Origin of the sequence: Streptomyces sp. NPDC021012, from assembly GCF_044333355.1 — a bacterium.
Classification (GTDB): Bacteria; Actinomycetota; Actinomycetes; order Streptomycetales; family Streptomycetaceae; genus Streptomyces.
Genome location: NZ_JBIRQU010000004.1, coordinates 342,836 through 364,230, shown reverse-complemented (window position 1 = coordinate 364,230; position 21,395 = coordinate 342,836). Strand labels below are relative to the sequence as shown.

Below are 21,395 nucleotides of genomic sequence, written 5' to 3'. Positions count from 1 at the left end.
GATCGCGACGGCTGAGGTGAAGACTAGCGGGTCGCCGAGACGATCATCTTTCCGGTGTTGTCGCCGCGCAGCAGGCCGAGGAAGGCGTCCACGCCGTTCTCGATGCCCTCGACGAAGGTCTCGCGGTGCTTCAGCTCGCCCGAGGCGAGCCAGCCGCCGACCTCGCGGACGAACTGCTCCTGCAGGCCGTAGTGGTCGCCGACGAGGACGCCCTGGAGCCGCAGCCGCTTGCCGATGATCATCGCCATGTTGCGCGGGCCGGGGGTCGGCTCGGTGTTGTTGTACTGGGCGATCATGCCGCAGATGGTGGCGCGGCCGTGCACGTTGAGCGAGGAGATCGCGGCTTCGAGGTGCTCCCCGCCGACGTTGTCGAAGTAGACGTCGATGCCGTCCGGGGCCGCCTTGCGGAGCTGGCTGCCGACCGGGCCGTCCTTGTAGTTGAACGCGGCGTCGAAGCCGAGCTCCTCGACGAGGAACTTGACCTTCTCGTCGGAGCCGGCGGAGCCGATGACCCGGGAGGCGCCCTTGAGCTTCGCCATCTGGCCGACCTGGCTGCCGACGGCGCCGGCCGCGCCGGAGACGAAGACGGTGTCGCCCTCCTTGAAGGAGGCGACCTCGAAGAGGCCGGCGTAGGCCGTGAGGCCGGTCATGCCGAGCACGCCGAGGTAGGCGGAGAGCGGGGCGAGCTCCGGGTCGACCTTGGTGGCGTGCTGGGCCGGGACGTCGGCGTACTCGCGCCAGCCGAGGCCGTGCAGGACGTGGTCGCCGACGGCGAAGCCCTCGGCGTTGGAGGCGATGACCTCGCCGACCGCGCCGCCGTCCATGGGACGGTCGAGCTGGAAGGGCGGGACGTACGACTTCACGTCGTTCATCCGGCCGCGCATGTACGGGTCGACGGAGAAGTGCAGGTTGCGCACGAGGATGCGGCCCTCGGCGGGCTCGGTGACCGGGGTCTCGCGCAGGGCGAAGTCCGAGGGGACGGGCCAGCCGTGCGGACGGGCGACGAGGTGCCACTCACGGCTGGACGCGGGAAGAACGGACATGAGCACGGCCTCCAGAAAAAGCTTCAGATCCACAAAGGTTCACTTACTCAAACAACCATGCGCCTAGATATTTCATGTTGTCAAGTATCTGGGTAGGATGAGGCCCATGGCCACTTCACGCACGGACCCCCTGACCCTCGAAGTCGTCGAGCTGATCGGCACGGTCGTGGCGCGCTACTACGAGGAGTACGAGCAGGCGGCCGCACAGCACGCGCTGACCGGCGCGCAGGCCCGCGTCCTCGGCCTGCTCTCGCTCGACCCGCTGCCGATGCGCCGCATCGCCCAGAAGCTGAAGTGCGAGCCCTCCAACATCACCGGGATCGTCGACCGCCTGGAGGCCCGCGGCCTGGTCGAGCGCCGGCCCGACCCCGCCGACCGCCGGGTCAAGCTGGCCGTCCCCACGGACGAGGGCCGGGACACCGCCCGCCGCCTGCGCGAGTCGCTGGACTTCGCGCGCGAGCCGCTCGGCGAGCTGACCGAGGCCGAGCGCACCCTGCTGCGGGACCTGCTGAAGCGCATGCTGGGCGTGGACGCGGCGTAACGCCGCGCCGGTCAGACGCACCACCAGAGGAAACGGGTGCACGTCGGCGTCGGATCGGGCGTCGGGCCCGTGCTCTGCCCCTGACTCGGCGTGGGACCGGTGGTCGACGGCACGGGCCCGCCGGGCGTCGGCGAGCCGCCCGGCGTCGGACCGCTCGCCGTCGCGGACGCGGTCGCCGTGGGCGTGGCGGTCGGGGAGGCCGGCGCGGTGGTCGTGGGCGCGGGGGAGGCCGGGGCGCCACCGCTCCCCGGGCCGGCGCCCGTCCCCGTACCGGAACCCGTCCCCGCGCCCGCACCGGACCCCTGGCCCGGTCCCGCGCTCACCTGGCGGGTGCGGGTCGGGACGGAGCTCGGCGCGTCCGTCACCGGGGCCGGACTCGTCCCCTCCGGCGTCCCGGAGGTCTCGACGGGCTCGGACGGGACCGGGGGCTCGGAGACCTCCAGCTCCTCGACGGCGGTGGCGGCGCCGTCCCGCGGCGGCTCCTCCAGGGCGAGCTTCGCGAAGGTCAGCGTCCCGGCCGCGAGGACCAGACCCACCGTCCCCACCAGGACCGTACGACCCCGCCTCGGGCGCGACCGCCTCCCCCGCCGCGCGGCGGGGCGGCCCCGGGCGGCGCGGCGGCCGCCGGGGGCGGGGCGGGGCGGTTCGAGGACGTCCAGTTCGTAGACGTGCTCGGGCGCGGGCGCGGGCCGGTCCGGCTCGCTGTGACCGTGGTCCGGGGTGGGGACCGGTATGTGGGGGGTCTCGTACCGCAGTTCCTCGACGGGAGTCCCGCACCCGGCACAGGCGAGGGCCCCGTTGAGATGCCGCCGGCACGCGTGGCAGTAGTCCATGGGGCCCGCAGGCTATGCGGCCCGGTGCGGCGCCAGGTAGGCGCGGAGGTGAGGATCCTGTGTGGAAACCGCAGGTCGGCGGCGGTGCGTCGCGATTCTCCCGCTTCGGGAAGGATGACCTCCGGATCCTCCCTCACCCGGAGTGGGGCCTCCGGCACCGCCCGCAGCGGAGCCCTGACGGCGCGGCACCCCGCCCCGCACCGGAGCCCCGGGCGGCGCAGCCCAGCGCGCGCCGGGCCGCGGACGGCCGGACGATGCGAACAGGACCGCGCATCGCGACCCACCTCGCCCGTGCCAGCACCGCACTCCGGAGGATCCGCCGTGACCGTCAGCCTTGAGCAGCTGCGTCGTTGCCATGTCGCCGTCGACCTGGGTGCCGCCCGCACCCGGGTCTTCGTCAAGGGCGCCGGACTCGTCGTCGACGAGCCGAGCGTCGCCGCCGTCAACACCCGTACGGGAGCGCTGATCGCCGTCGGCGCGCTCGCCGAGAAGATGACCGGCCGCACCCCCGACTACATCCGGGTCGTCCGCCCGGTCTCGGGCGGCACGGTCGTCGACATCGAGATGGCGCAGCGGATGCTCCGCCACCTCCTCGGCGAGAAGCTGCGCCGGCAGCTGCGCCGCAAGCCCCGGCTGCGCGCGGCGGCCTGCACCCCGCACGACAGCGACCCGCTGGCGCAGCGCGCCGCCGTGGAGACCCTCGTCGGTCTCGGGGCGCGCCGGGTCGAGCTGGTCGACACCCTGATCGCGGCGGCCGTGGGCTGCGGGCTTCCCGTCGAGCAGCCGACCGCGACCATGATCCTGGTGTGCGGGGCGGCGACCACGCAGGTCGCGGTGCTCTCGCTCGGCGCGATCGTCACGGCCGAGCGGATGGCGGTCGGCGGCGACGCCATCGACCACGCCGTCATCCAGCACCTGCGCCACCACCACGAGCTGATGCTGCCGAGCCAGTCGGTGCGCCCGCTGCAGCTGGCCCTCAGCGGCAACGGCCTGACCGCGCAGGGGCCGGCCTGGACGGAGATCCACGGCCGGGACGTCGCCACGGGCCTGGCCCGTTCGGTGACCGTCGACACCGCCGCCGTGCGGGACGCGATCCACACCCCGCTGACGGCGGTCCTCGACGGCATCGGGAAGGTGCTGCGGGACTGCCCGCCGGATCTGGTGGCCGACCTCGCGGACCGCGGGATCATGATGGTGGGCGGCAGCGCCCTGCTGCCGGGGCTCGACCAGATGCTGCGCGAGGCGACCGGGATGCCGGTGCACATCGCCGAACGGCCGGACGTGTGCGCGGTCCTGGGCCTCGGCGCGATGCTGGAGGGCAAGGTCCAGCCGATGGTCCTCGACCCGCTGGCGGAGCGGAGCCCGTTCGCCGACGAGGAGGACTGAGCGTCCGAAACCGGATGGTTCGTACGACAATGAGACCATGACGATCATGGACGAGGACGCCGAGGCCGCGGACGCGGAGGGGTCCCCCCGCCTGCCGCTGCTGCTCGAAGCGGTCCTCGGCGTCGGCACGGACCTCGAACTCCGCACCACCCTCCAGCACATCGTGGACTCCGCCACCGAACTGACCGGGGCCCGCCACGGGGCGCGGGGGGGGGGGGGCCCCCCCCCCCCGCGCCCCCCCCCCCCCCCCCCCGCCCCCCCCCCCCCCCCCGGGGGGGGGGGGGGCCGGCCCCCCCCCAACCCCCCCCCCCCCCCCCCCCCCCCGGCGCCCCCCCCCCCCCCGGGGGGGGGGGGCCCCGCGGGGGGGGGGGGGGGGCCCCCCCCCCCCCCCCCCGGCGCCTCACCGAGCTCTTCACCTCCGGCCTGACGGACGAGGAGCGGCGGCGGATCGACCGCCTCCCCGACGGCCGCACCGGGCTGCTCGGCGTCCCGCTCCGGGACCCCCGGCCGCTGCGGCCCGACGACCCGACGGCCGACCCGCGCTCCTCCGGCGTGCCCGGGGGCCATCCGGAGACGCGCTCCTTCCTCGGCGTCCCGATCCGGGTCCACACCGAGGTCTTCGGCGATCTGCACCTCACCGGGAAGCGCGGGGGCTTCACCGAGGAGGACCTCGCCCTGCTGCGGGTCCTCGCCTCCCAGGCCGGGATCGCCATCGGCAACGCCCGCCTGTACGAGACGGCCCGGCAGCGGGAGCGCTGGATCGAGGGCGCGGCCGCGGTGACGACGGCCCTGCTCACCGGCGCCACCGCCGAGAACGCCCTGACGACCGTCGCCGAGCGGGCCCGCGTCCTCGCCGACGCCTCGGCCGGCGTGGTCCTCCAGCCCACCGAGGAGGGCGGGATGGAGATCGTCGCCGCCTCCACCGCCGACGATCCGGGCGATCTGGTCGGCACGACGATCGCGCCGGGCTCCCCGGTCCTGGTCCAGCTCCTCGGCGGGGAGCCGGTGTTCGTCGAGGACTCGGCGACCGACCCCCGGATGACCACGCACGTGCGGTCCCGCTTCGGGCCGTCGATGATGCTGCCGCTGCAGAGCGGCGGGAAGCTCATCGGCACCCTCGCCCTGCCCCGGCGGCGCGGCGCGGCGCCCTACTCGGCGGTGGACCGGCTGCTCGCCTCGCAGTTCGCCTCGCAGGCCGCGCTCGCCCTCGTCCTGGCGGACGCGCGGCACGACCGGGAGCGGCTCGCGGTCTTCGAGGACCGCGACCGGATCGCCCGGGACCTGCACGACCTGGTGGTGCAGCGGCTGTTCGCCACGGAGATGATGCTGGAGTCGACCCGGCGGCGGGCCGCCGCGTCCTCCGAGGAGAACGCGCTGCTCGGCCGGGCCGTCGACGAGCTGGACTCGACGATCCAGGAGGTCCGGACGACCATCTTCGCCCTCCAGCAGCCGCCGGCGGACGCGCCGGCCTCCTTCCGGGGCCGGGTGCTGCGCGAGACCGGCGGCGCCGCCGCCCTCCTGGGCTTCCAGCCGTCCGTGCACTTCTCCGGCGCCGTCGACACCCTCGTCGACGAGGTGACGGCGGACAAGCTCCTCGCCGCCCTGCGCGGGGCGCTCGCGGCGGCGCACCGGCGGTCCGGGGTCGGCGCGATCACGGTCGAGGTGTCGGCCGGGGACGACGGCGCCCGGCTGCGCGTGGAGGACGACGGCACGCCGCCGACGACGGTGACCTGGCCCTGACCCCTCGCCCTCGTACGGAGCGGGCGGAGGTCACCGCCGGCCGCCCTCGGGTCTAGCCGCCCACTCCCAGGAAGCGCAGCACGGCCAGGACCCGGCGGTGGTCGGCGTCCGCCCTGGGGAGGTCGAGTTTGGCGAGGATGCTGTTGATGTGCTTGGCGACCGCGCTCTCGCTGACGACGAGCTGGGCGGCGATGCCCGCGTTGGAGCGGCCCTCGGCCATGAGGGAGAGCACCTCGCTTTCGCGGGCCGTCAGCCGTTCCAGCGGATCGTTCGACCGCCGTACGAGGAGCTGGGCGACGACCTGCGGATCGAGCGCCGTACCGCCGTCCGCGACCCGCCGCAGCGCCTCGATGAACTCCTCGACGTCCGCGACCCGCTGCTTGAGCAGATAGCCCACGCCGCTGGTGTTGGCGGCGAGCAGGTCGGCCGCGTAGCGCTCCTCGACGTACTGGGAGAGCAGCAGCAGGGCGGTCGACGGCCGGCTGCGGCGGATCGACAGCGCGGCACGCACTCCCTCGTCGGTGAAGCCCGGCGGCATCCGGACGTCCACCACCGCCAGGTCGGGCCGGTGCTCCTCGACCGCGGCGAGCAGGCCCTCGGCGTCGCCCACCTCGGCGGCCACCTGGAAGCCGGCCATCTCGACCACCTTGACCAGGCCCATCCGCAGCAGCACCGAGTCCTCGGCGATGACCGCACGTCGCACACGGGGTTCCGCCCGCCCGGCGTCCTTCAGCTCTGACACGGCAGATCCACACTCATCATGGTCGGTCCCCCCACCGGGCTGCTCATCCGGAACGTTCCGTCGACTGACCGCACGCGCTGGGCGAGTCCCGTCAGGCCGCTTCCCCTGCCGGGGTCGGCCCCGCCCAGGCCGTCGTCCGCGATCACCACCCGCAGTATCCCGCCCAGCCGGGTGACCGTCACATCGGCCCGGGTCGCCTCGCGCGCGTGCTTGGCTATGTTCGTCAGCGCCTCGGAGACCACGAAGTAGGCGACCGCCTCGACGGCGGGCGCCGGCCGGTGCGGCAGGTCCGCCCTCAGCCGTACGGGCAGCGGGGCGCGGGCCGCGAGTCCCGACAGGGCCGCGTCCAGGCCGAGTTCGTCCAGGACGGCGGGGTGGAGGCCGCGCACGAGGCTGTTCAGCTCCTCGATCGCCTCCTTGGCCTCCCGGTGCGCCGTGTCGATGACCTCGCGCGCCTCGGGCGGCAGGTCCGCGAGCGTGGCCTTGGCGATGCCCAGGTTCAGCGCGAGCGACACGAGTCGCTGCTGCGCTCCGTCGTGCAGATCCCGTTCGATGCGCCGCCGTTCCGCGCCGGCGGCGTCGACCGCGCCGGCCCGGCTCTCGGTGAGGTCCTCGACCCGCCGCGCCAGGTCCTCCTCCCGGCTGCGGCCGAGCAGGGCGGGGACCACCTGGCTCTCCAGCCGTACGAGGGCGGCGGCGAGGGGCGGGACGGCGGCCAGCACGAGCAGTCCCGCGACGGAGAGGTACGCGGCCTGCGTGGCGTATTCGGGGTGCTTGATCCGCCACTTCCAGGGGATCGCGTAGACCCACACCGTGGTCAGCGAGGTGGCGAGGCCGGCCGGGATCAGCGCCACCACCACCGCTTCGAGCGTGCCGAACAGCGTCCCGGCCAGGGAGTGGTAGCCGAACTGGCGCCAGGGCCGCCGCCGTCCCGGGCGGGGGATGTCGATGCCGAGCAGCCGCCGGAAGCGCCAGCACTGGGCCACGGTCAGCGCCGGCACGCAGAACACCGTCATCACGACCGCGAACCCGAGGGCGACCGGCGCGCTGTCGTCCGCCCCCCAGAGGATCTCCCACACGAGGCCGACGACCCCGAACAGCAGGGACCCCATGAGGAGGTGGAGCGGCGCCCCCAGGGCGAGGAAGGACGCGTCGCGCGCCAGGCGGGTGAGCGCCCGCCGCAGCCGGGTCCGGATCTTCATGCCCCCACCGTAGGCGCCGGTCTCCGCGGCCTGCCATGGACCTGTCGTCCGCATCGGGGGTGCAACCAGTGCCACCCCAGGACGGACAGCGGTGCTACTGACTCCGGAGGGCGGCGGAAGGAGGGTTGATCACGAGCCCGACGGCCGGGTTCCCGACATCGGAAGGGACCTCCGACATGGCCCTCGCTTCCCTCATCCCCCTTGCCGAAGAGGGCAGTTGCCCTCCCGCCGACGTCCGTCGCCCCGGCCGCGTCCGCCGTCTGCAGGGCCGCGTGCTCCTGGGCGCGGGCCTCGCCCTGCTGCCCTGGCTCGGCTACCTCGCCGGTACGCTCCCGCCCGCCGAGGCCGCCGCCTGGGTCTCCCTCGACGCCCTGGAGGCCGCCGCGCTGCTCACCGCCGGCAGCCGTCTGCTGCGGGGCGACGCCCGGCACCGCGCGCCCGCGAGCGCCGCCGCGGCGGCGCTCCTCCTCGCGGACGCCTGCGCCGACCTCGCCACCGCCGCCGCGGGACCGGACCTCGCCGTCGCCGTCGCCATGGCGGTGCTCGCGGAACTCCCCCTCGCGGCCCTGTGCGCGGCGATCGCCGCGCGCCCGCCCCGGACCCGCCCCGGGCCGTCGGCCGCGCCGCGTCCCCGGCACGGGCAGAATTCCTCCTGGTAGCCCCCGCCCTCGACGACCCGAGGAGTACGACCGGTGAGTGCGCTCTTCCCCGCCCTGGCGGACCCGTCCGACCGCCCCGCCCTGCGCGTCGGCCCCGACACCCTGACGTACGACGGCCTGGCTCGCGCCGCCGGTGCCCTCGCCGGGCGCCTCGCCGGGGTGGACCGGGTCGCCGTCTGGGCCACGCCGACCGCCCGGACGGCCGTCGCCGTGGTCGCCGCCCTGCTCGCCGGCGTGCCGGCCGTACCGCTCAATCCGCGCACCGGGGAGCGGGAGTTGGCGCACATCCTGGGCGACAGCGCGCCCGGCCTCGTGCTCGCGGGCCCGGAGGACGAACTGCCGGGCGGGCTCGCGGCGCTCCCCCGGGTCGACGTGGAGCTCACCGGACCGGACGCTCCCCCGGCGGCGCCGGTCGATCCCGAGGCGACCGCGCTCATCGTCTACACGTCCGGCACCACCGGCCCCCCGAAGGGCGTCCTCCTCTCCCGCCGGGCCGTCGCCGCCTCCCTCGACGCGCTGGCCGAGGCCTGGGACTGGACGGCGGACGACGTCCTCGTGCACGCGCTCCCGCTGTTCCACGTCCACGGGCTCGTCCTCGGGGTCCTGGGCCCGCTGCGGCGCGGCGGCGAGGTCCGGCACCTGGGCGGCTTCTCCGTGGACGGCGTCGCGCGGGAGCTCGGCGCCGGGGGCGGCACGATGCTGTTCGGCGTACCGACCATGTACCACCGGATCGCGGACGCGCTCGACGCGAACGGCCGCCTCGCGGAGGCGCTGGCGGGCGCCCGGCTCCTCGTCTCCGGTTCGGCGGCACTGCCCGTCCACGACCACGAGCGGATCGCGGTGGCGACGGGGCGGACGGTCGTGGAGCGGTACGGGATGAGCGAGACGCTCATGAACACCAGCGTGCGCCCGGGCGGCGAGCCCCGGCCGGGGACGGTCGGGACCCCGCTCGCGGGCGTGGAGCTGCGGTTGGTGGACGAGGACGGTTCCGTACTGGAGGAGCTCGACGGGGAGACGGTCGGCGAGGTGCAGGTGCGCGGGCCGAACCTCTTCTCCGGCTACCTCAACCGGCCGGACGCGACGGCCGCGGCCTTCGACGGCGACTGGTTCCGCACCGGCGACATGGCGGTCCGCGAGGCGGACGGCGGGGTGCGGCTGGTCGGCCGGAAGGCCACGGACCTGATCAAGAGCGGCGGCTACAAGATCGGGGCGGGCGAGATCGAGAACGCCCTGCTCGACCACCCCGGCGTCCGCGAGGCGGCCGTCACGGGCGAGCCCGACCCGGACCTGGGCGAGCGGATCGTGGCGTGGGTGGTGCCGCAGGACGGGGAGAAGCCGCCGGCGGAGGCGGACCTCGCCGACCACGTCGCGGGGCTGCTCGCCCCGCACAAGCGCCCCCGGGTGGTCCGCTACCTCGACGCCCTCCCCCGCAACGACATGGGGAAGGTGCTGAAGAAGGCGCTGCCGACGGCGTAGTGCGGGGCGAGCGGCCCCTGGGTCACGGCGTGGGGTCGAGGGCGTCGTAGCGGCGGAATCCGCGCCCGTACAGGGCGAGGAGGCCGATCGCGACGACGCAGGCGATCCCGCCGCCGGTGATGGCGACCGCGGGGGAGGTGAGGCCGGCGACGGAGCCCGCGAGGAAGTCGCCGAGCCGGGGGCCGCCCGCGACGACCACGATGAAGACGCCCTGGAGCCGGCCGCGCATCTCGTCCGGGGCGGCGACCTGCATCATCGTGTTGCGGAAGATCATCGAGACGGTGTCGGAGTAGCCGGCGAGGGCGAGCAGGAGCAGCCCGAGCCAGAGGTTCCGGGTCAGTCCGAAGACGGCGATGGCGATGCCCCAGGAGGCGACGGCGAGGAGGATCGCCTGCCCGTGGTGGCGGATGCGGCCCTGCCAGCCGGAGAGGACCCCGCCGAGGAGCGCCCCGAACGCGGGTGCGGCGACGAGGAGTCCGGTGGTCTTCGCGTCGCCGCCGTACCAGAGGACGGCGACGGCGGGGAACAGGGCGCGGGGGTGGGCGAGGATCATCGCGCAGAAGTCCGAGAAGAACGTCATGCGCAGGTTGGGGCGGGTGGCGAGGAACCGCAGCCCGTCGAGGACGGAGGCCCTCTTGCTCCCGGTCCGCTCCGGGAGCATGGACGGCAGCCGCCACATCGCGTACAGGCTCGCGGAGAAGGCGAGGAAGTCGATGAGGTACGCGGTCTGGTAGCCGGCGAGGCCGACGATGAGGCCGCCGAGGCTCGGTCCGACGAGCGTGCCGAAGGTCATCACCATCGAGTTGAGCGCGTTGGCGGCGCGCAGCTGCTCGGGCGGCAGGAGCCGGGGGATCATCGAGGAGCGGGCGGGCGCGTTGAGCGCGGTGCACACGGCCTGGAGGGCGACGATCCCGTACAGGAACCAGACGTGGTGGAAGCCGGTGAGCGCGGCGCCGGCGAGGGCGGCGGAGAGCACGGCGGAGCCGCTCGCGCTGACGAGGCCGAGCTTGCGGCGGTCGACGGTGTCGGCGATGGCGCCGCCGTACAGGCCGAAGACGACGAGCGGGACGAGGGCGAAGAGCCCGACGAGCCCGACGGCGAAGGGCGAGCGGGTGATGTCGTACACCTGGAGGGAGACGGCGAGCGCCGTCATGCCCTGGCCGACCCAGGAGACGGTGTTCCCGAACCAGAGGCGGCGGTAGTGCGCGGAGGTGCGCAGCGGGGTGAGGTCGGCGAGGAGCTTGCGGCGGTCCCGCTCCGGCTCCTGTTCCCGCTCCCGGCTGTCCCGGCTGTCCTGGGTGGCGGTCACGCGACGTCGTACCGCAGCTCGGGGCGCTCCCAGTGGATGCGTCCGGTGGGCGGCACGGTGCCGGTGCGGACGGCGCCGGTCCGCAGGTAGAACTCCTCGGCGGGCGGGTGCGCGACGACCCGCACGGAGGCGAGCCCGGCGGCCCTGGCCTGCTCGGTCATGTGCTCCATGAGGAGCCGGCCTATGCCGAGTCCCTGGGCGGCGTCGGCGACGAACGCGAGGTCGAGTTCGGCCTCGTCGACGAGGAGCGCGTAGAAGCCGAGCACGCGGCCGCCGTCGCTGTCGTCGACGGCGACGTGGACGGGGTGGTGCTCGATGTACGGCCCGCCGACCTGGTAGCCCTCGACCATGGCGGCGTAGTCGCCCCGGTAGGCCCCTGAGGTCCGGACGAGCCGTGTGAGCCGTTTGGAGTCGTCGGCGGTGGCGCGCCGGATGCTGATGTCGGACATGGATCGAGTATAGGAGCGAGAACCGTTCCCGCTCCTTACAATTTGATGAACGCGAAACAGTGGCCCTACCGCTCCGCGAGCCGCATCGACTGCGGCCCCGGGGAGAGGACGATGCGCGGGACCGGGCGGGGCGGGCGCGGACCCTCTCGTACAGGACCCCGGTCCGGTCGAAGGAGCTCCGGTCGGCGAGGGCGCGACGGACGAGCGCGGGGTGGGTCACCACGTGGGCGGTCCGGGCCCCCATCCGCACGCGGACGACGTCGCCGTGGCCGGGCAGCGAGTCCAGGAAGGCCAGCGGCCGGGTGGCCGGGTACGGCAGGTGCCCGAGCAGGGGCCAGGCCCCGGGCGCGCGGCCGTGGCGGGGTGCGGGCAGGGCGCTCATGACACCCCCGCCCCGTCGGCGGCACGCGCGAACGCACCGGTCTCCGCCCGCCGTTCGTACTCCGCGAGCGCCGACTCCCAGGCCTCCGGAAGGCGTTCGGCTCCAGGGAGGGCCCGGTCCGCGAGGAAGGTGACGTGGAGGCGGCGGCGGTGGGTGGTCCAGGCGACGAAGAGCGGCTGGCCCGGGACCATGACCGGCAGGGCGTACACCCCGGTCGCGGGGGTTCCGGCGAAGCCGAGCGGCCGGCGGACCCGGAGGTCGGCGACGGTGAGCGGGGTGTACCGGACGTCGACGCTGCGACCGAGCGCCAACCGGCCGATCCGGTAAGGGAGTCCGTGCAGGACGGCCCGGTGGGCGTCGGCGAGGCGGGCGAGCCGCGTGTGGTCGAGGGCGCGGCCGAGGCGGTCGAGCCGCCGGGCCGGGTCGGGCTCGCCGCAGGGGAGGTCGACCCCGGCGACGGCGACCCGGTTGCCGAGCAGGGGGCGGGGGTCGTCGGGGTCCCGGACGCTGATCCCGAGGTTGGCGCGCAGCGCGCGGCCGTGGCCGGGGCCGTCCGGGGCCCAGGTCCCGGGGTGCCAGGCGCGCAGGGCCTCGGTCGTGAGGGCCAGGCAGAGCTGCGGGACGGTGGCCCCGGTCAGGCGGCCGAGCGCGTGCAGCCGGGCGGTGTCGACGTCGGCGAACGCGGCGGCGTAGGCCTGGGCGGGCGGGGTGTCGAGCGCCGGCCACCAGGTGACGCGGCGCGGTGGCCGGAACTCGGGGAGGACGGCGGCCCAGGCCACGGGCCGGGGCTGCCGGAAGCCGAGGGCCCTGGCGCGCGGCGCCTCCTCGGGGCCGAGGAGCCCCTCCAGGGTGGCGACGGCGGCGGCCCCGTCCTGGAAGGCGTGGTGGGCCCGGTAGCAGAGCCCCCACCGCCCCTCGCCCGCCCGGAGGACGAGCCAGATCCCCCACAACGGCCGGTCGCGCGGCAGGGGTTGTCGCAGGAGTTCGGCGACGGTCGTCAACAGGTCGCCGCCTCCCGGTCGCTCGTACAGGTGAAGATCGGGATCGAAGCCCGGGTCGGGCTCCCAGTACGGGCGTCCCGGGCCGCCCGCGAGCCGGTGGGCGAGCTCCGGAAGCGGGCCGACGCGGCGCCTCAGATGATCCAACACCCGTTCCCGGGAAGGCGGTTCGCCCTCGAAGACGACCAGCCCGCCGAGGTGCAGGGCGGAGTCCGCCGCATGCAGCGCCGCCACGTCGAGGGAGAGCCGGTCGAGCACCGCGAGCGGCACCCTCGCGGAGGATCGCCTCGGATCTGAAGATCGCACAGGGCACTACGATACGTCATCATGCAATCGCAATGCGTGACGACCGCCGTGACGGACGGCATGCCTCCCGCCCCTCCCGACTTCCTCGACGACGAGACCGTGGCGGCCTGGACGGCCTCCGGAGCCCCCCTCGTCGACCTCCTCCGCCGGGCGCACACCCCCGGCCGGCTGACCGGGTTCCGCCGGGGCGGCCGGACGGCGGTGCTGGTCACGGAGCCCCGGCACGTGCACCAGGTGCTCGGCCTCGGCGGCGACCGGTACGTGAAGCGGTCGCACCGGGCGAGGCCCCTCCTCGGCGACGGCATGATCACCGCCACCGGCGAGGCCTGGCGGTCCCAGCGGAAGCTCCTCCAGGCCCTGTTCACCGGCCGCGGTGTCCAGCGCTGGGAGCAGCACATCGCGGGGGCGGCGGCGTGCGTCGTCGACCGCTGGGCGGAGCGGGCCCGCCGGGGCGAGCCGACGGACATCGCCGAGGACACGCAGTTCTTCACCGTCGACACGATCTGGCGCTCCCTCACCGACCGGCCCCTGGACCGGGAGACGTACCTCGACCTGGCGGCCGTGCAGGACGTCGTCGCCGCGCTCCCCGCCGAGGTGGGCGGCGCGAGCGCGCTGCCCCCGGCGGCGGAGGCGGCGCTCGGCGCGCTCGACGAGCGGATGTTCCGGGCGCTCGCCGACGCCCGGGTCCGCCACCGGGCGGACGGCGCCGGGGTGAGCGTCCTGGACCGGCTGCTCGACGCGGCCGAAACGGATCCCGCGTACACGGACCGGCTGATCCGCGACGAGCTCGTCACCCTGCTCGTCGCCGGGTACGAGAGCAGCGCCCGCACGCTGACCTGGGCGTTCGTCCTGCTCACCGCGCACCCGGAGGTCATGGAGCGGGCCTCGGGCGACGCGCGGGCGGTCGGGGCGGTGCTCTCCGAGACGCTGCGGCTCTACCCGACGGGCTGGCTGCTGCCCCGGCACAGCCCGGCGGACGAGGTGCTGGACGGCTGGGCGGTCCCCGCCGGCACGGACCTCCTCGTCTGTCCGTACCTCACCCACCGCGACCCGGAGGTGTGGCCCGACCCCGAGGCCTTCGACCCCGGCCGCTTCCCGGCCCGCCCGCCGCTGCCGCCCGGCGCGTACCTCCCCTTCGGCATCGGTCCGCGGGCCTGCCTCGGCACCCGGTTCGCGATGCGGGAGATGGAGGTGCTGCTCGGCGCGCTGCTCGCCCGCTTCCGGGTGGAGACGACCGGACCCGCGGGCGAGCCCGTGTTCGGCATCAACCTGCGCCCGGCGGGCCCCCTGCCCGCGCGCGTCCACGAGCGCGCGTGAACGCGCCCGCCCCCGACCCGTACGACTCCCCCGGGTGCCCCGCCGAGCGCGTCGACTACGTCGACCCCCGGGACCGGGTGGTGGCCCAGGGCGGGCGGGCCGCCGGGCCCCCCGCCGGGCTGCTCCGCCGGTACGCGGCGACCGTCTGCACCGACCACGCCGGCCGGGTCCTGCTCTACCGGCGGACCGCCGCCGCGCCGGCCTACCCGGACCACTACGACGTCCTCGTCGGCGGGGCGGTCCGCAGCGGCGAGGAGTACCGCGCGGCCGCGCTCCGGGAGCTCCGCGAGGAGCTGGGCTGGGAGCGGGCGCCCGGCCTCGCCGAGGCGTACCGGATCCGCGTCGACGATCCGCACGGCGCCTGCTTCCTGACGGTCCACCGCTGGACGGCGGACCGCGCGCCCCGGCCCGACCCCCGGGAGATCGCCTGGTGCGGCTTCGTCGCGCCCCTCGCGGTCCTGACCGGCGGCTACACCCCGCTGGTCCCGGCCGGCGCGGAGGCCCTGCGGCGCCTGTTCCCCCTCTGACCGCCGCCGCGGAGACGTACGGCGCCCGCTCCCCCACTGACGTACGGCACCCCTTCTCTCATCGACACCGTCGAAGGACACCACCCATGACGTACCCCGCGCTGCCCTTACCCGGTGCCTCCCTCGCCCTCCCCGGCCCCCGGCCGGCGCCCCTCCCCGGGGCCGAGCGGCTCGACCGGGCCCGGGCCCGGCTCGCGACCCGGCTGGTCGCGGCGGCCGGGCCCGACGGGCTGCTCCGGGCCCCGTGCGACAGCCGGATCCTGGAATCCGCCCTGGCCCTGCGGCTGCTCACGGTGACGGGCGTGGACCCGGACGCCCAGGAGCGGCTGACCCGCCGGCTGAAGACGGCCGTGGACGAGGGCGCCCCCGATCCCGTGCAGGAGGCCGCGGCCCGCGCGGCCCTCGGCGAGTACGTGGACGGGCGGGGCGCGCTCGCCCGGCTGCTCGGCGGCTTCGACCACTTCACCGCCGGGCGCAAGCGGCTGATGTTCCAGACGCTCCTGGCGGAGCTGGGCGCCCACTCCTTCCCCGCGCTCCCCTCCCCCGGGGCCCTCTTCGAGGCGCGCGGCCAGCAGCGGTGGCTGGTCACGGAGATGGCCGCCCTCAAGGTGCTGTACGCCCACGGGACCGGTGCGCCGGGGCTCGTCACGGAGGAGGACTGGCGGGCGCTCGAACCCTGCTCGCTGCCCGGCCCGCCCCCGTACGGCAACCACCTCGCCCGGATCATGGCCCTGCTGGCGCTGCGGCTTCGGCCCCGGTACGCGGCGGCCGTACGGGCGCGGGCGCGGGAGCTGCGCGGGTGGCTGCGGGAGGACGGCGGGCTGCCGTTCATCACGGGCATGGACGTGTTCGCGACGGCGACCGGCGGGCTGGCCCTGGCCGGCGCGGGCGCCCCCGGGCACACCCTGCGGGCCCTCGCGGCGGCCCTGGCGGAGCGGCGGAACGCGGACGGCGGCTGGGGCTTCGACCGGGGCGTCGGGCAGAGCGACGTGGACGACACCTCGTACTGCGTGGAGTTCCTGCGGGCGACGGGCCCGGGCCCCTTCGGCGCGGAGGTGGCGGCGGGCGAGCGGTACCTGCTCGCCCGGCAGGGCGCGGACGGCGGGTTCCCGACCTTCGAGCGCGGCACCGCCTCCGAGGTGGCGATAACGGCGGCGGCCATGAACGCGCTGGCCCCCGAGCCCGCGCACCGGCCGGCGGTGGAGGCCGCGGCGCGGTTCGTGACGGCCCGGTCGGAGGCCGCGGGACCGTTCGAGCGGAGCTGGAGCCTCAACGAGAGCAACGCCCTGTTCCGTACGGTCCTCGCCCATGACTCCTTCCTGGCCGTGGCGCCCGGGAGTCCGGCCCGGGCCGAGGCGGCCCGGGCCCGGGCGCGGGCCGTGGCGCGGCTGCTCGACACGCAGAACGCGGACGGCGGCTGGGGGCACGTGCCGTCCGATCCGAGCGACCCGATCAGTACGGCGTACGCGCTGATCGCCGTCGCCCGGACCCCGACCGTGCCGTCCGCCCGGGGTGCGACCGGGCGGGCGGTGCGCCACCTCCTGGAGCGGCAGCGGCCGGACGGCGGCTTCACCTCCCGCCCCGACCAGGCCGGGCCCCGGCCGCTCGCGTACCACGTACCGCTCCTGACGGACGTGTGCGTGCTGCTCGGCCTGAACCACGCGCGCGCGTACGCCACCCATCTCTCTCCCGAGGAACGTCCATGACCTTCGACGAACTGAAGACCCTGCTCGTCCAGCTGGGCCTCGACCCGGCGGACATCACCCCGGAGGCCGGCCGCGAGGAGGCCGGGCTCGACTCCCTGCTGCTCACCGAACTCGCCCTCGTCCTGCGCAAGGAGCGGGGCGTCCCGGTACCGGAGGAGGAGCTGTACGCGGCGCCCACCGTGGCCGCGATCGAGGAGCTCGTCTCGCGGTACGCGGGGGTGGCCTGATGTCCGGGCCGTCGGCGGCGCCCCGCGTCGGCTCCGGGGCGGCCGTCACCGGCATCGGCCTGTTCACCCCGGCCGGCGCGGACGCCGCGACGACCTGGGAGGCCGTCCGGGCGGGGAAGGCCACCGCCGTCCTGGAAGAGCGGGACGGTCTGCGTCATCTCGCCTGCCGGGCGCCGGAGCTCCCCTCCGACCTGGGCAGGGCGGTGACGGCCCGGCGGCCCGACCGGAGCGCGCTCCTCGCGCTGGTCGCGGCGCGGGAGGCGCTCGCCGACGCCGGTCTGGACCCGGCCGGCCGGGACGGGGCGCGGGTCGGCGTGGTCGTGGGGATCGGGGCGGGCGGGGTCCTCACGTTCGAGGCGCAGCGCGAGGTGCTGCGGACGGACGGGCCCGGGGACATGTCCGCCTTCGCGGTGCCGGGCGCGCTGCCGAACGGGGTCGCGGGGCAGCTGGCCGTAGAGTTCGGGATCCGCGGCCCGTCGATGGCGGTGACCACGGCGTGCGCGGCGGGCGCGACGGCGATCGGCACCGCCCTCGACCTGCTGGCGCTCGGCCGCTGCGACGTCGTCCTGGCGGGCGGGGCGGAGGCCTCGCTGACCCCGTTCTACCTCGCGGGCTTCGACCGGCTCCGCGCACTGTCCCGCCGGTTCCACGACCCGGCGGGCGGGCTGCGGCCCTTCGACCGGGACCGGGAGGGCTTCGTGATGGCGGAGGGCGCCGGGTTCCTCGTCCTGGAGCGCCCGGCGGACGCGGCCGCGCGCGGGGCGGGGGTCCGGGGCCTGGTCACCGGCTACGGGGCGGCCTCGGACGCGCACCACGTGGTGGCGCCCCGGCCCGACGGCTCGGGCCTGACGGCGGCGGTCCGGGGCGCGCTCGCGGAGGCGGGGGCGGCGCCGGGCGAGGTCGACCTGGTCAACGCGCACGGGACGGGGACGCCGCTCGGCGACGCCGTGGAGGCGGCGGCGCTCGCGGCGCTCCTTCCGCACCGGCCGCCGGTGACGTCGACGAAGGGGGTGACCGGGCACCTGCTCGGCGCGGCGGGGGCGGTGGAGGCGGCGCTCACGGTGCTGTCCCTCGCGGAGGGCACGGTGCCGCCGACGGCGAACTTCGCGGAGCCGGGCGAGGGCATCGACCTGGACGTCCCCACGACGGCCCGGGACTCCCGGCTCCGGCTCGCCGTCTCCACGTCGGTGGGCTTCGGCGGGCACAACGCGGCGCTGGTGTTCGCGGCGCCGTGAAGCCTGCCCGTCAGGTACCGGTCGCGCAGGAGGCGAGGTCGTCGGGGTCGAGGCCGTCGAGCCGGGCGGTCAGCTCGTCCAGCCGGGCCCGCAGCGCGACGATCTCGCCGAGCTCCAGGCCGGTGGCGGCGGCGATCCGGCGCGGCACGCCGAGGGCCTTCCCGCGCAGGGCGGTCCCGTCGGCGGTGAGGCGGACGGTGACGGACCGCTCGTCCTCGGGGCTGCGGCGGCGCTCGACGTGTCCGGCCGCCTCCAGGCGCTTGAGCAGCGGCGACAGGGTCCCGGAGTCGAGCCGCAGCCGCTCGCCGATGCCCTTCACGGGCAGCTCGCCGTGCTCCCAGAGCACGAGCATGACGAGGTACTGGGGGTAGGTGAGCCCGAGCTCCTTGAGGGCCTCGCGGTAGACGCCGTTGAAGGCGCGGGTCGCCGCGTGCAGCGAGAAGCAGATCTGGTGGTCGAGCCGGAGGAAGTCCTCGTCCGGGACCGTGTCGAGCGTCTCCATGGTTCCAGGATACGCGAGGCTCCTCACACGCGATTGAGTTGTGCACAACTTAATCGTGCGCTACAAATAGATGGCCACCCCATCACGACAGGACGGAAGAACGAACCATGGACGCGATCTACACCGCCGTCGCCACCGCCAACGGCCGCGAGGGCCGCGCCGTCAGCTCCGACGGCCACATCGACCTCCCCCTCGCCCACCCCCAGGCCCTCGGCGGCAACGGTCAGGGCACCAACCCGGAGCAGCTCTTCGCCGCCGGGTACGCCGCCTGCTTCGCCAGCGCCATGGGCGTGGTCGCCCGCCAGGAGAAGATCGACATCTCCGAGGCCTCCGTCACCGCCGAGGTCTCCATCGGCAAGGACCCGGCGGACGGCGGCTTCGGCCTCGCGGTCGTGATGCGCGCCGAGTTCCCCGACCACCTCCAGGGCGAGGCGGGCCTCGCCCTCCTGAAGAAGACGCACGCCTTCTGCCCGTACTCGAAGGCCACCCGCGGCAACATCGAGGTCGAGCTCGTCGTCGAGTAGTTTTCTGTTGCTTCCTGCACGCCCCTGAGGGTCAATACCTCCTCAGGGGCGTTCGGTTGTGAGTTTTCACGTTCAGGCACGAGGGGTTCTCCTGCCGTACGACGGGCAGTCATGGGACGGCCGCCGGGCGGTGGTCCACGGGCGCTCTCCTTGGGGCGCCCGTCGGCCGCCCCACCCGGTCGCCGGACCCGCACCCCCGCCGTACGCACTCACCACCGGAGGACAACTCCCCCATGGCCGACCTCAACCGCCGCCGGTTCCTTCAGCTGACCGGCGGCGCCGCCGCGTTCACGATGCTCTCGGAGAGCATCGCCCGCGCCGCCTCGATACCGGCGCAGGGCTCCACCGGCACGATCCAGGACATCGAGCACATCGTCGTCCTGATGCAGGAGAATCGTTCCTTCGACCACTATTTCGGGGCGATGAAGGGCGTACGGGGCTTCGGCGACCCGCGCCCGGTGACCCTGCCCAGCGGGAAGTCGGTCTGGAACCAGTCGGACGGCACCAAGGTCACGCTCCCCTTCCGGCCGACCAGCGACAAGCTGGGCATGGAGTACCTCCAGGGCCTCAACCACGACTGGGCGGGCGGCCAGAGCGCCTTCAACAAGGGCAGGTACGACAACTGGATCCCGGCCAAGACCAAGGCCACCATGGCGCACCTCACCCGTGAGGACATCCCCTTCCACTACGCGCTCGCCGACGCCTTCACCATCTGCGACGCGTACCACTGCTCGTTCATCGGCGCGACCGACCCCAACCGCTACTACATGTGGACCGGTTACGTCGGCAACGACGGCACGGGCGGCGGCCCCGTCCTCAACAACGCCGAGGCGGGCTACGGCTGGACGACCTACCCGGAGCGCCTGGAGGCGGCCGGGGTCTCCTGGAGGATCTACCAGGACATCGGCGACGGCCTGAACGCCGGCGGGTCCTGGGGCTGGATCAACGACGCCTTCCGCGGCAACTACGGCGACAACTCGCTGCTCTACTTCAACAACTACCGCAACGCGCAGCCGGGCAACCCGCTGTACGACAAGGCCCGCACGGGCACGAACGCCAAGGCGGGCGAGGGCTACTTCGACCGGCTGCGCGCCGACGTGCAGGCGGGCACCCTCCCCCAGATCTCCTGGATCGCCGCCCCCGAGGCCTTCTCCGAGCACGCCAACTGGCCGGCGAACTACGGCGCCTGGTACATCGCTCAGGTCCTGGACGCGCTGACCTCGAACCCGGACGTGTGGGCCCGTACGGCCCTGTTCATCACGTACGACGAGAACGACGGCTTCTTCGACCACGTGGTCCCGCCGTACGCCCCCGGCTCGGCGGCGCAGGGCCTGTCGACGGCGCCGACCGCCCTCGACTACTTCGGCGGCAAGACGGGTTACGTGGCCGGCCCCTACGGCCTGGGCCCGCGCGTCCCGATGATCGTCGTCTCGCCCTGGTCGAAGGGCGGCTACACCTGCTCGGAGACCTTCGACCACACCTCGGTGATCCGCTTCATGGAGAGCCGCTTCGGGGTGCGCGAGCCCAACATCTCCCCCTGGCGCCGTGCGATCTGCGGCGACCTGACCTCGGCGTTCGACTTCACGCGCACGGACGCGCAGCCCGCCCCGCTGCCGCCGACGGCCGGCTACTACCCGCCGGACAAGAACCGCCACCCCGACTTCCTGGCCACCGCCCCGGCCGTCGGCACGATGCCCCTCCAGGAGCCGGGCGCCAAGCCCACCCGCCCGCTGAAGTACGCCCCGTACGTGGACGGCTCCGCCGACACCACGGCCGGCACCTACCGCCTCGCCTTCAGCGGCGGCCCGGCGGCGGGCGCCCAGTTCTACGTGACCTCGGCCAACCGCACGGACGCCCCCTGGACGTACACGGCGGAGGCGGGCAAGTCGATCGCGGACACCTGGAACACCAAGTACTCCAAGGGCGTCACCGACCTCACGGTCCACGGCCCCAACGGCTTCCTCCGCCGCTTCCGCTCCCCCGGCAAGACGGCGGTCCCGGAGGTGTCGGCCCGCCACAACGCGAGCACGGGCACCCTGGACCTCACGTTCACCAACGCGGGCACCACCGCCACCGTGACCGTCACCGACGCCTACGGCACCTCCCCCACGACCCTCTCGGTCGCGAAGGGCGCCACCGTCACCCACACCGTCACCCCGACCGCCGGCCACCGCTGGTACGACGTGACGATCACGACCCCGTCGAGCGCGGACTACCTCCGCCGCCTCGCGGGCCACATCGAGACGGGCGCCCCGGACGTCTCGGACCCGGGCATCCTGACGTACTAGCAA

The 21,395-nt window shown here is 75.1% G+C and carries 20 protein-coding genes and 1 pseudogene; 13 read left to right on the top strand and 8 right to left on the bottom strand.

Annotated features, from left to right (window positions below):
- Positions 1–23: 23 nt before the first annotated feature.
- A complete protein-coding gene (locus ACH4TP_RS15830) occupies positions 24–1,043 on the bottom strand; it encodes an NADP-dependent oxidoreductase (protein WP_389238852.1) in 1,020 nt (339 codons plus the stop codon).
- A 106-nt stretch (positions 1,044–1,149) separates the two neighbouring features.
- Here ACH4TP_RS15830 and ACH4TP_RS15825 point away from each other — a divergent pair, with 106 nt between their 5' ends.
- On the top strand, positions 1,150–1,584 hold the full coding sequence (locus ACH4TP_RS15825) for a MarR family winged helix-turn-helix transcriptional regulator (RefSeq protein WP_389238854.1): 435 nt from the start codon (positions 1,150–1,152) through the stop codon (positions 1,582–1,584).
- 11 nt (positions 1,585–1,595) lie between these two features.
- Here ACH4TP_RS15825 and ACH4TP_RS15820 read toward each other — a convergent pair whose 3' ends face one another.
- Positions 1,596–2,417: a hypothetical protein gene (locus tag ACH4TP_RS15820; RefSeq protein ID WP_398438182.1), complete on the bottom strand. Its 822-nt coding sequence runs from the start codon at positions 2,415–2,417 to the stop codon at positions 1,596–1,598.
- A gap of 321 nt (positions 2,418–2,738) precedes the next feature.
- On the opposite strand from ACH4TP_RS15820, the gene ACH4TP_RS15815 reads away from it, so the two are divergent.
- The 3 genes and pseudogenes from ACH4TP_RS15815 to ACH4TP_RS15805 all read left to right on the top strand — a co-directional run bounded on the left by ACH4TP_RS15815 (position 2,739) and on the right by ACH4TP_RS15805 (position 5,543).
- A complete protein-coding gene (locus tag ACH4TP_RS15815) occupies positions 2,739–3,803 on the top strand; it encodes a rod shape-determining protein (protein ID WP_389238858.1) in 1,065 nt (354 codons plus the stop codon).
- 37 nt (positions 3,804–3,840) lie between these two features.
- Positions 3,841–4,010, top strand: a pseudogene (locus ACH4TP_RS15810) (histidine kinase); the annotation flags it as partial.
- A gap of 216 nt (positions 4,011–4,226) precedes the next feature.
- The gene (locus ACH4TP_RS15805; protein ID WP_398438452.1) at positions 4,227–5,543 is read left to right on the top strand and encodes a GAF domain-containing protein; all 1,317 of its coding nucleotides are present in this window, start codon (positions 4,227–4,229) and stop codon (positions 5,541–5,543) included.
- Between the two features lie 52 nt (positions 5,544–5,595).
- On the opposite strand, the gene ACH4TP_RS15800 is transcribed toward ACH4TP_RS15805, so the two are convergent.
- Both ACH4TP_RS15800 and ACH4TP_RS15795 read right to left on the bottom strand, forming a co-directional pair.
- Positions 5,596–6,276, bottom strand: a complete 681-nt coding sequence (locus tag ACH4TP_RS15800) for a response regulator (RefSeq protein ID WP_389222379.1) — start codon at positions 6,274–6,276, stop codon at positions 5,596–5,598.
- Positions 6,273–7,487, bottom strand: a complete 1,215-nt coding sequence (locus ACH4TP_RS15795; protein WP_398438180.1) for a sensor histidine kinase — start codon at positions 7,485–7,487, stop codon at positions 6,273–6,275. The genes ACH4TP_RS15800 and ACH4TP_RS15795 overlap by 4 nt, the downstream gene beginning before the upstream one ends.
- Before the next feature lie 176 nt (positions 7,488–7,663).
- On the opposite strand from ACH4TP_RS15795, the gene ACH4TP_RS15790 reads away from it, so the two are divergent.
- Both ACH4TP_RS15790 and ACH4TP_RS15785 read left to right on the top strand, forming a co-directional pair.
- Positions 7,664–8,146, top strand: coding sequence for a hypothetical protein (locus tag ACH4TP_RS15790; protein WP_398438178.1), 483 nt, complete (start codon positions 7,664–7,666; stop codon positions 8,144–8,146).
- A gap of 33 nt (positions 8,147–8,179) precedes the next feature.
- A complete protein-coding gene (locus tag ACH4TP_RS15785; RefSeq protein WP_398438176.1) occupies positions 8,180–9,622 on the top strand; it encodes an acyl-CoA synthetase in 1,443 nt (480 codons plus the stop codon).
- A gap of 22 nt (positions 9,623–9,644) precedes the next feature.
- Here the strand turns inward: ACH4TP_RS15785 and ACH4TP_RS15780 are convergent, their stop codons facing one another.
- From ACH4TP_RS15780 to ACH4TP_RS15770, 3 genes are all read right to left on the bottom strand, one after another.
- Positions 9,645–10,841 (bottom strand): MFS transporter, encoded by a 1,197-nt coding sequence (locus ACH4TP_RS15780; protein WP_398438451.1) that lies wholly within the window; start codon positions 10,839–10,841, stop codon positions 9,645–9,647.
- Positions 10,842–10,927: 86 nt separating this feature from the next.
- A complete protein-coding gene (locus tag ACH4TP_RS15775) occupies positions 10,928–11,380 on the bottom strand; it encodes a GNAT family N-acetyltransferase (RefSeq protein WP_389221610.1) in 453 nt (150 codons plus the stop codon).
- A 378-nt stretch (positions 11,381–11,758) separates the two neighbouring features.
- Positions 11,759–13,030, bottom strand: coding sequence for a wax ester/triacylglycerol synthase domain-containing protein (locus tag ACH4TP_RS15770; protein WP_398438173.1), 1,272 nt, complete (start codon positions 13,028–13,030; stop codon positions 11,759–11,761).
- Between the two features lie 57 nt (positions 13,031–13,087).
- Here ACH4TP_RS15770 and ACH4TP_RS15765 point away from each other — a divergent pair, with 57 nt between their 5' ends.
- The 5 genes from ACH4TP_RS15765 to ACH4TP_RS15745 all read left to right on the top strand — a co-directional run bounded on the left by ACH4TP_RS15765 (position 13,088) and on the right by ACH4TP_RS15745 (position 18,078).
- Positions 13,088–14,383, top strand: coding sequence for a cytochrome P450 (locus ACH4TP_RS15765; protein ID WP_398438171.1), 1,296 nt, complete (start codon positions 13,088–13,090; stop codon positions 14,381–14,383).
- Positions 14,380–14,910, top strand: coding sequence for an NUDIX domain-containing protein (locus ACH4TP_RS15760; RefSeq protein ID WP_398438169.1), 531 nt, complete (start codon positions 14,380–14,382; stop codon positions 14,908–14,910). The genes ACH4TP_RS15765 and ACH4TP_RS15760 overlap by 4 nt, the downstream gene beginning before the upstream one ends.
- 86 nt (positions 14,911–14,996) lie before the next feature.
- On the top strand, positions 14,997–16,616 hold the full coding sequence (locus ACH4TP_RS15755; protein WP_398438168.1) for a prenyltransferase/squalene oxidase repeat-containing protein: 1,620 nt from the start codon (positions 14,997–14,999) through the stop codon (positions 16,614–16,616).
- Positions 16,613–16,843 (top strand): acyl carrier protein, encoded by a 231-nt coding sequence (locus tag ACH4TP_RS15750; RefSeq protein ID WP_389221620.1) that lies wholly within the window; start codon positions 16,613–16,615, stop codon positions 16,841–16,843. Before ACH4TP_RS15755 ends, ACH4TP_RS15750 begins: the two co-directional genes overlap by 4 nt.
- Positions 16,843–18,078, top strand: coding sequence for a beta-ketoacyl-[acyl-carrier-protein] synthase family protein (locus tag ACH4TP_RS15745; RefSeq protein WP_398178315.1), 1,236 nt, complete (start codon positions 16,843–16,845; stop codon positions 18,076–18,078). The genes ACH4TP_RS15750 and ACH4TP_RS15745 overlap by 1 nt, the downstream gene beginning before the upstream one ends.
- Positions 18,079–18,088: 10 nt before the next feature.
- Here ACH4TP_RS15745 and ACH4TP_RS15740 read toward each other — a convergent pair whose 3' ends face one another.
- Positions 18,089–18,580 carry a MarR family winged helix-turn-helix transcriptional regulator gene (locus tag ACH4TP_RS15740; protein ID WP_389221624.1) on the bottom strand — a complete coding sequence of 164 codons (492 nt, stop codon included), beginning with the start codon at positions 18,578–18,580 and terminating at the stop codon, positions 18,089–18,091.
- Positions 18,581–18,687: 107 nt separating this feature from the next.
- Here ACH4TP_RS15740 and ACH4TP_RS15735 point away from each other — a divergent pair, with 107 nt between their 5' ends.
- Both ACH4TP_RS15735 and ACH4TP_RS15730 read left to right on the top strand, forming a co-directional pair.
- Entirely contained in the window at positions 18,688–19,104 is a 417-nt protein-coding gene (locus ACH4TP_RS15735; RefSeq protein ID WP_041129101.1) for an organic hydroperoxide resistance protein, read from the top strand.
- Between the two features lie 233 nt (positions 19,105–19,337).
- On the top strand, positions 19,338–21,392 hold the full coding sequence (locus ACH4TP_RS15730) for a phosphocholine-specific phospholipase C (protein WP_398438165.1): 2,055 nt from the start codon (positions 19,338–19,340) through the stop codon (positions 21,390–21,392).
- The last annotated feature ends 3 nt before the right edge of the window (positions 21,393–21,395 follow it).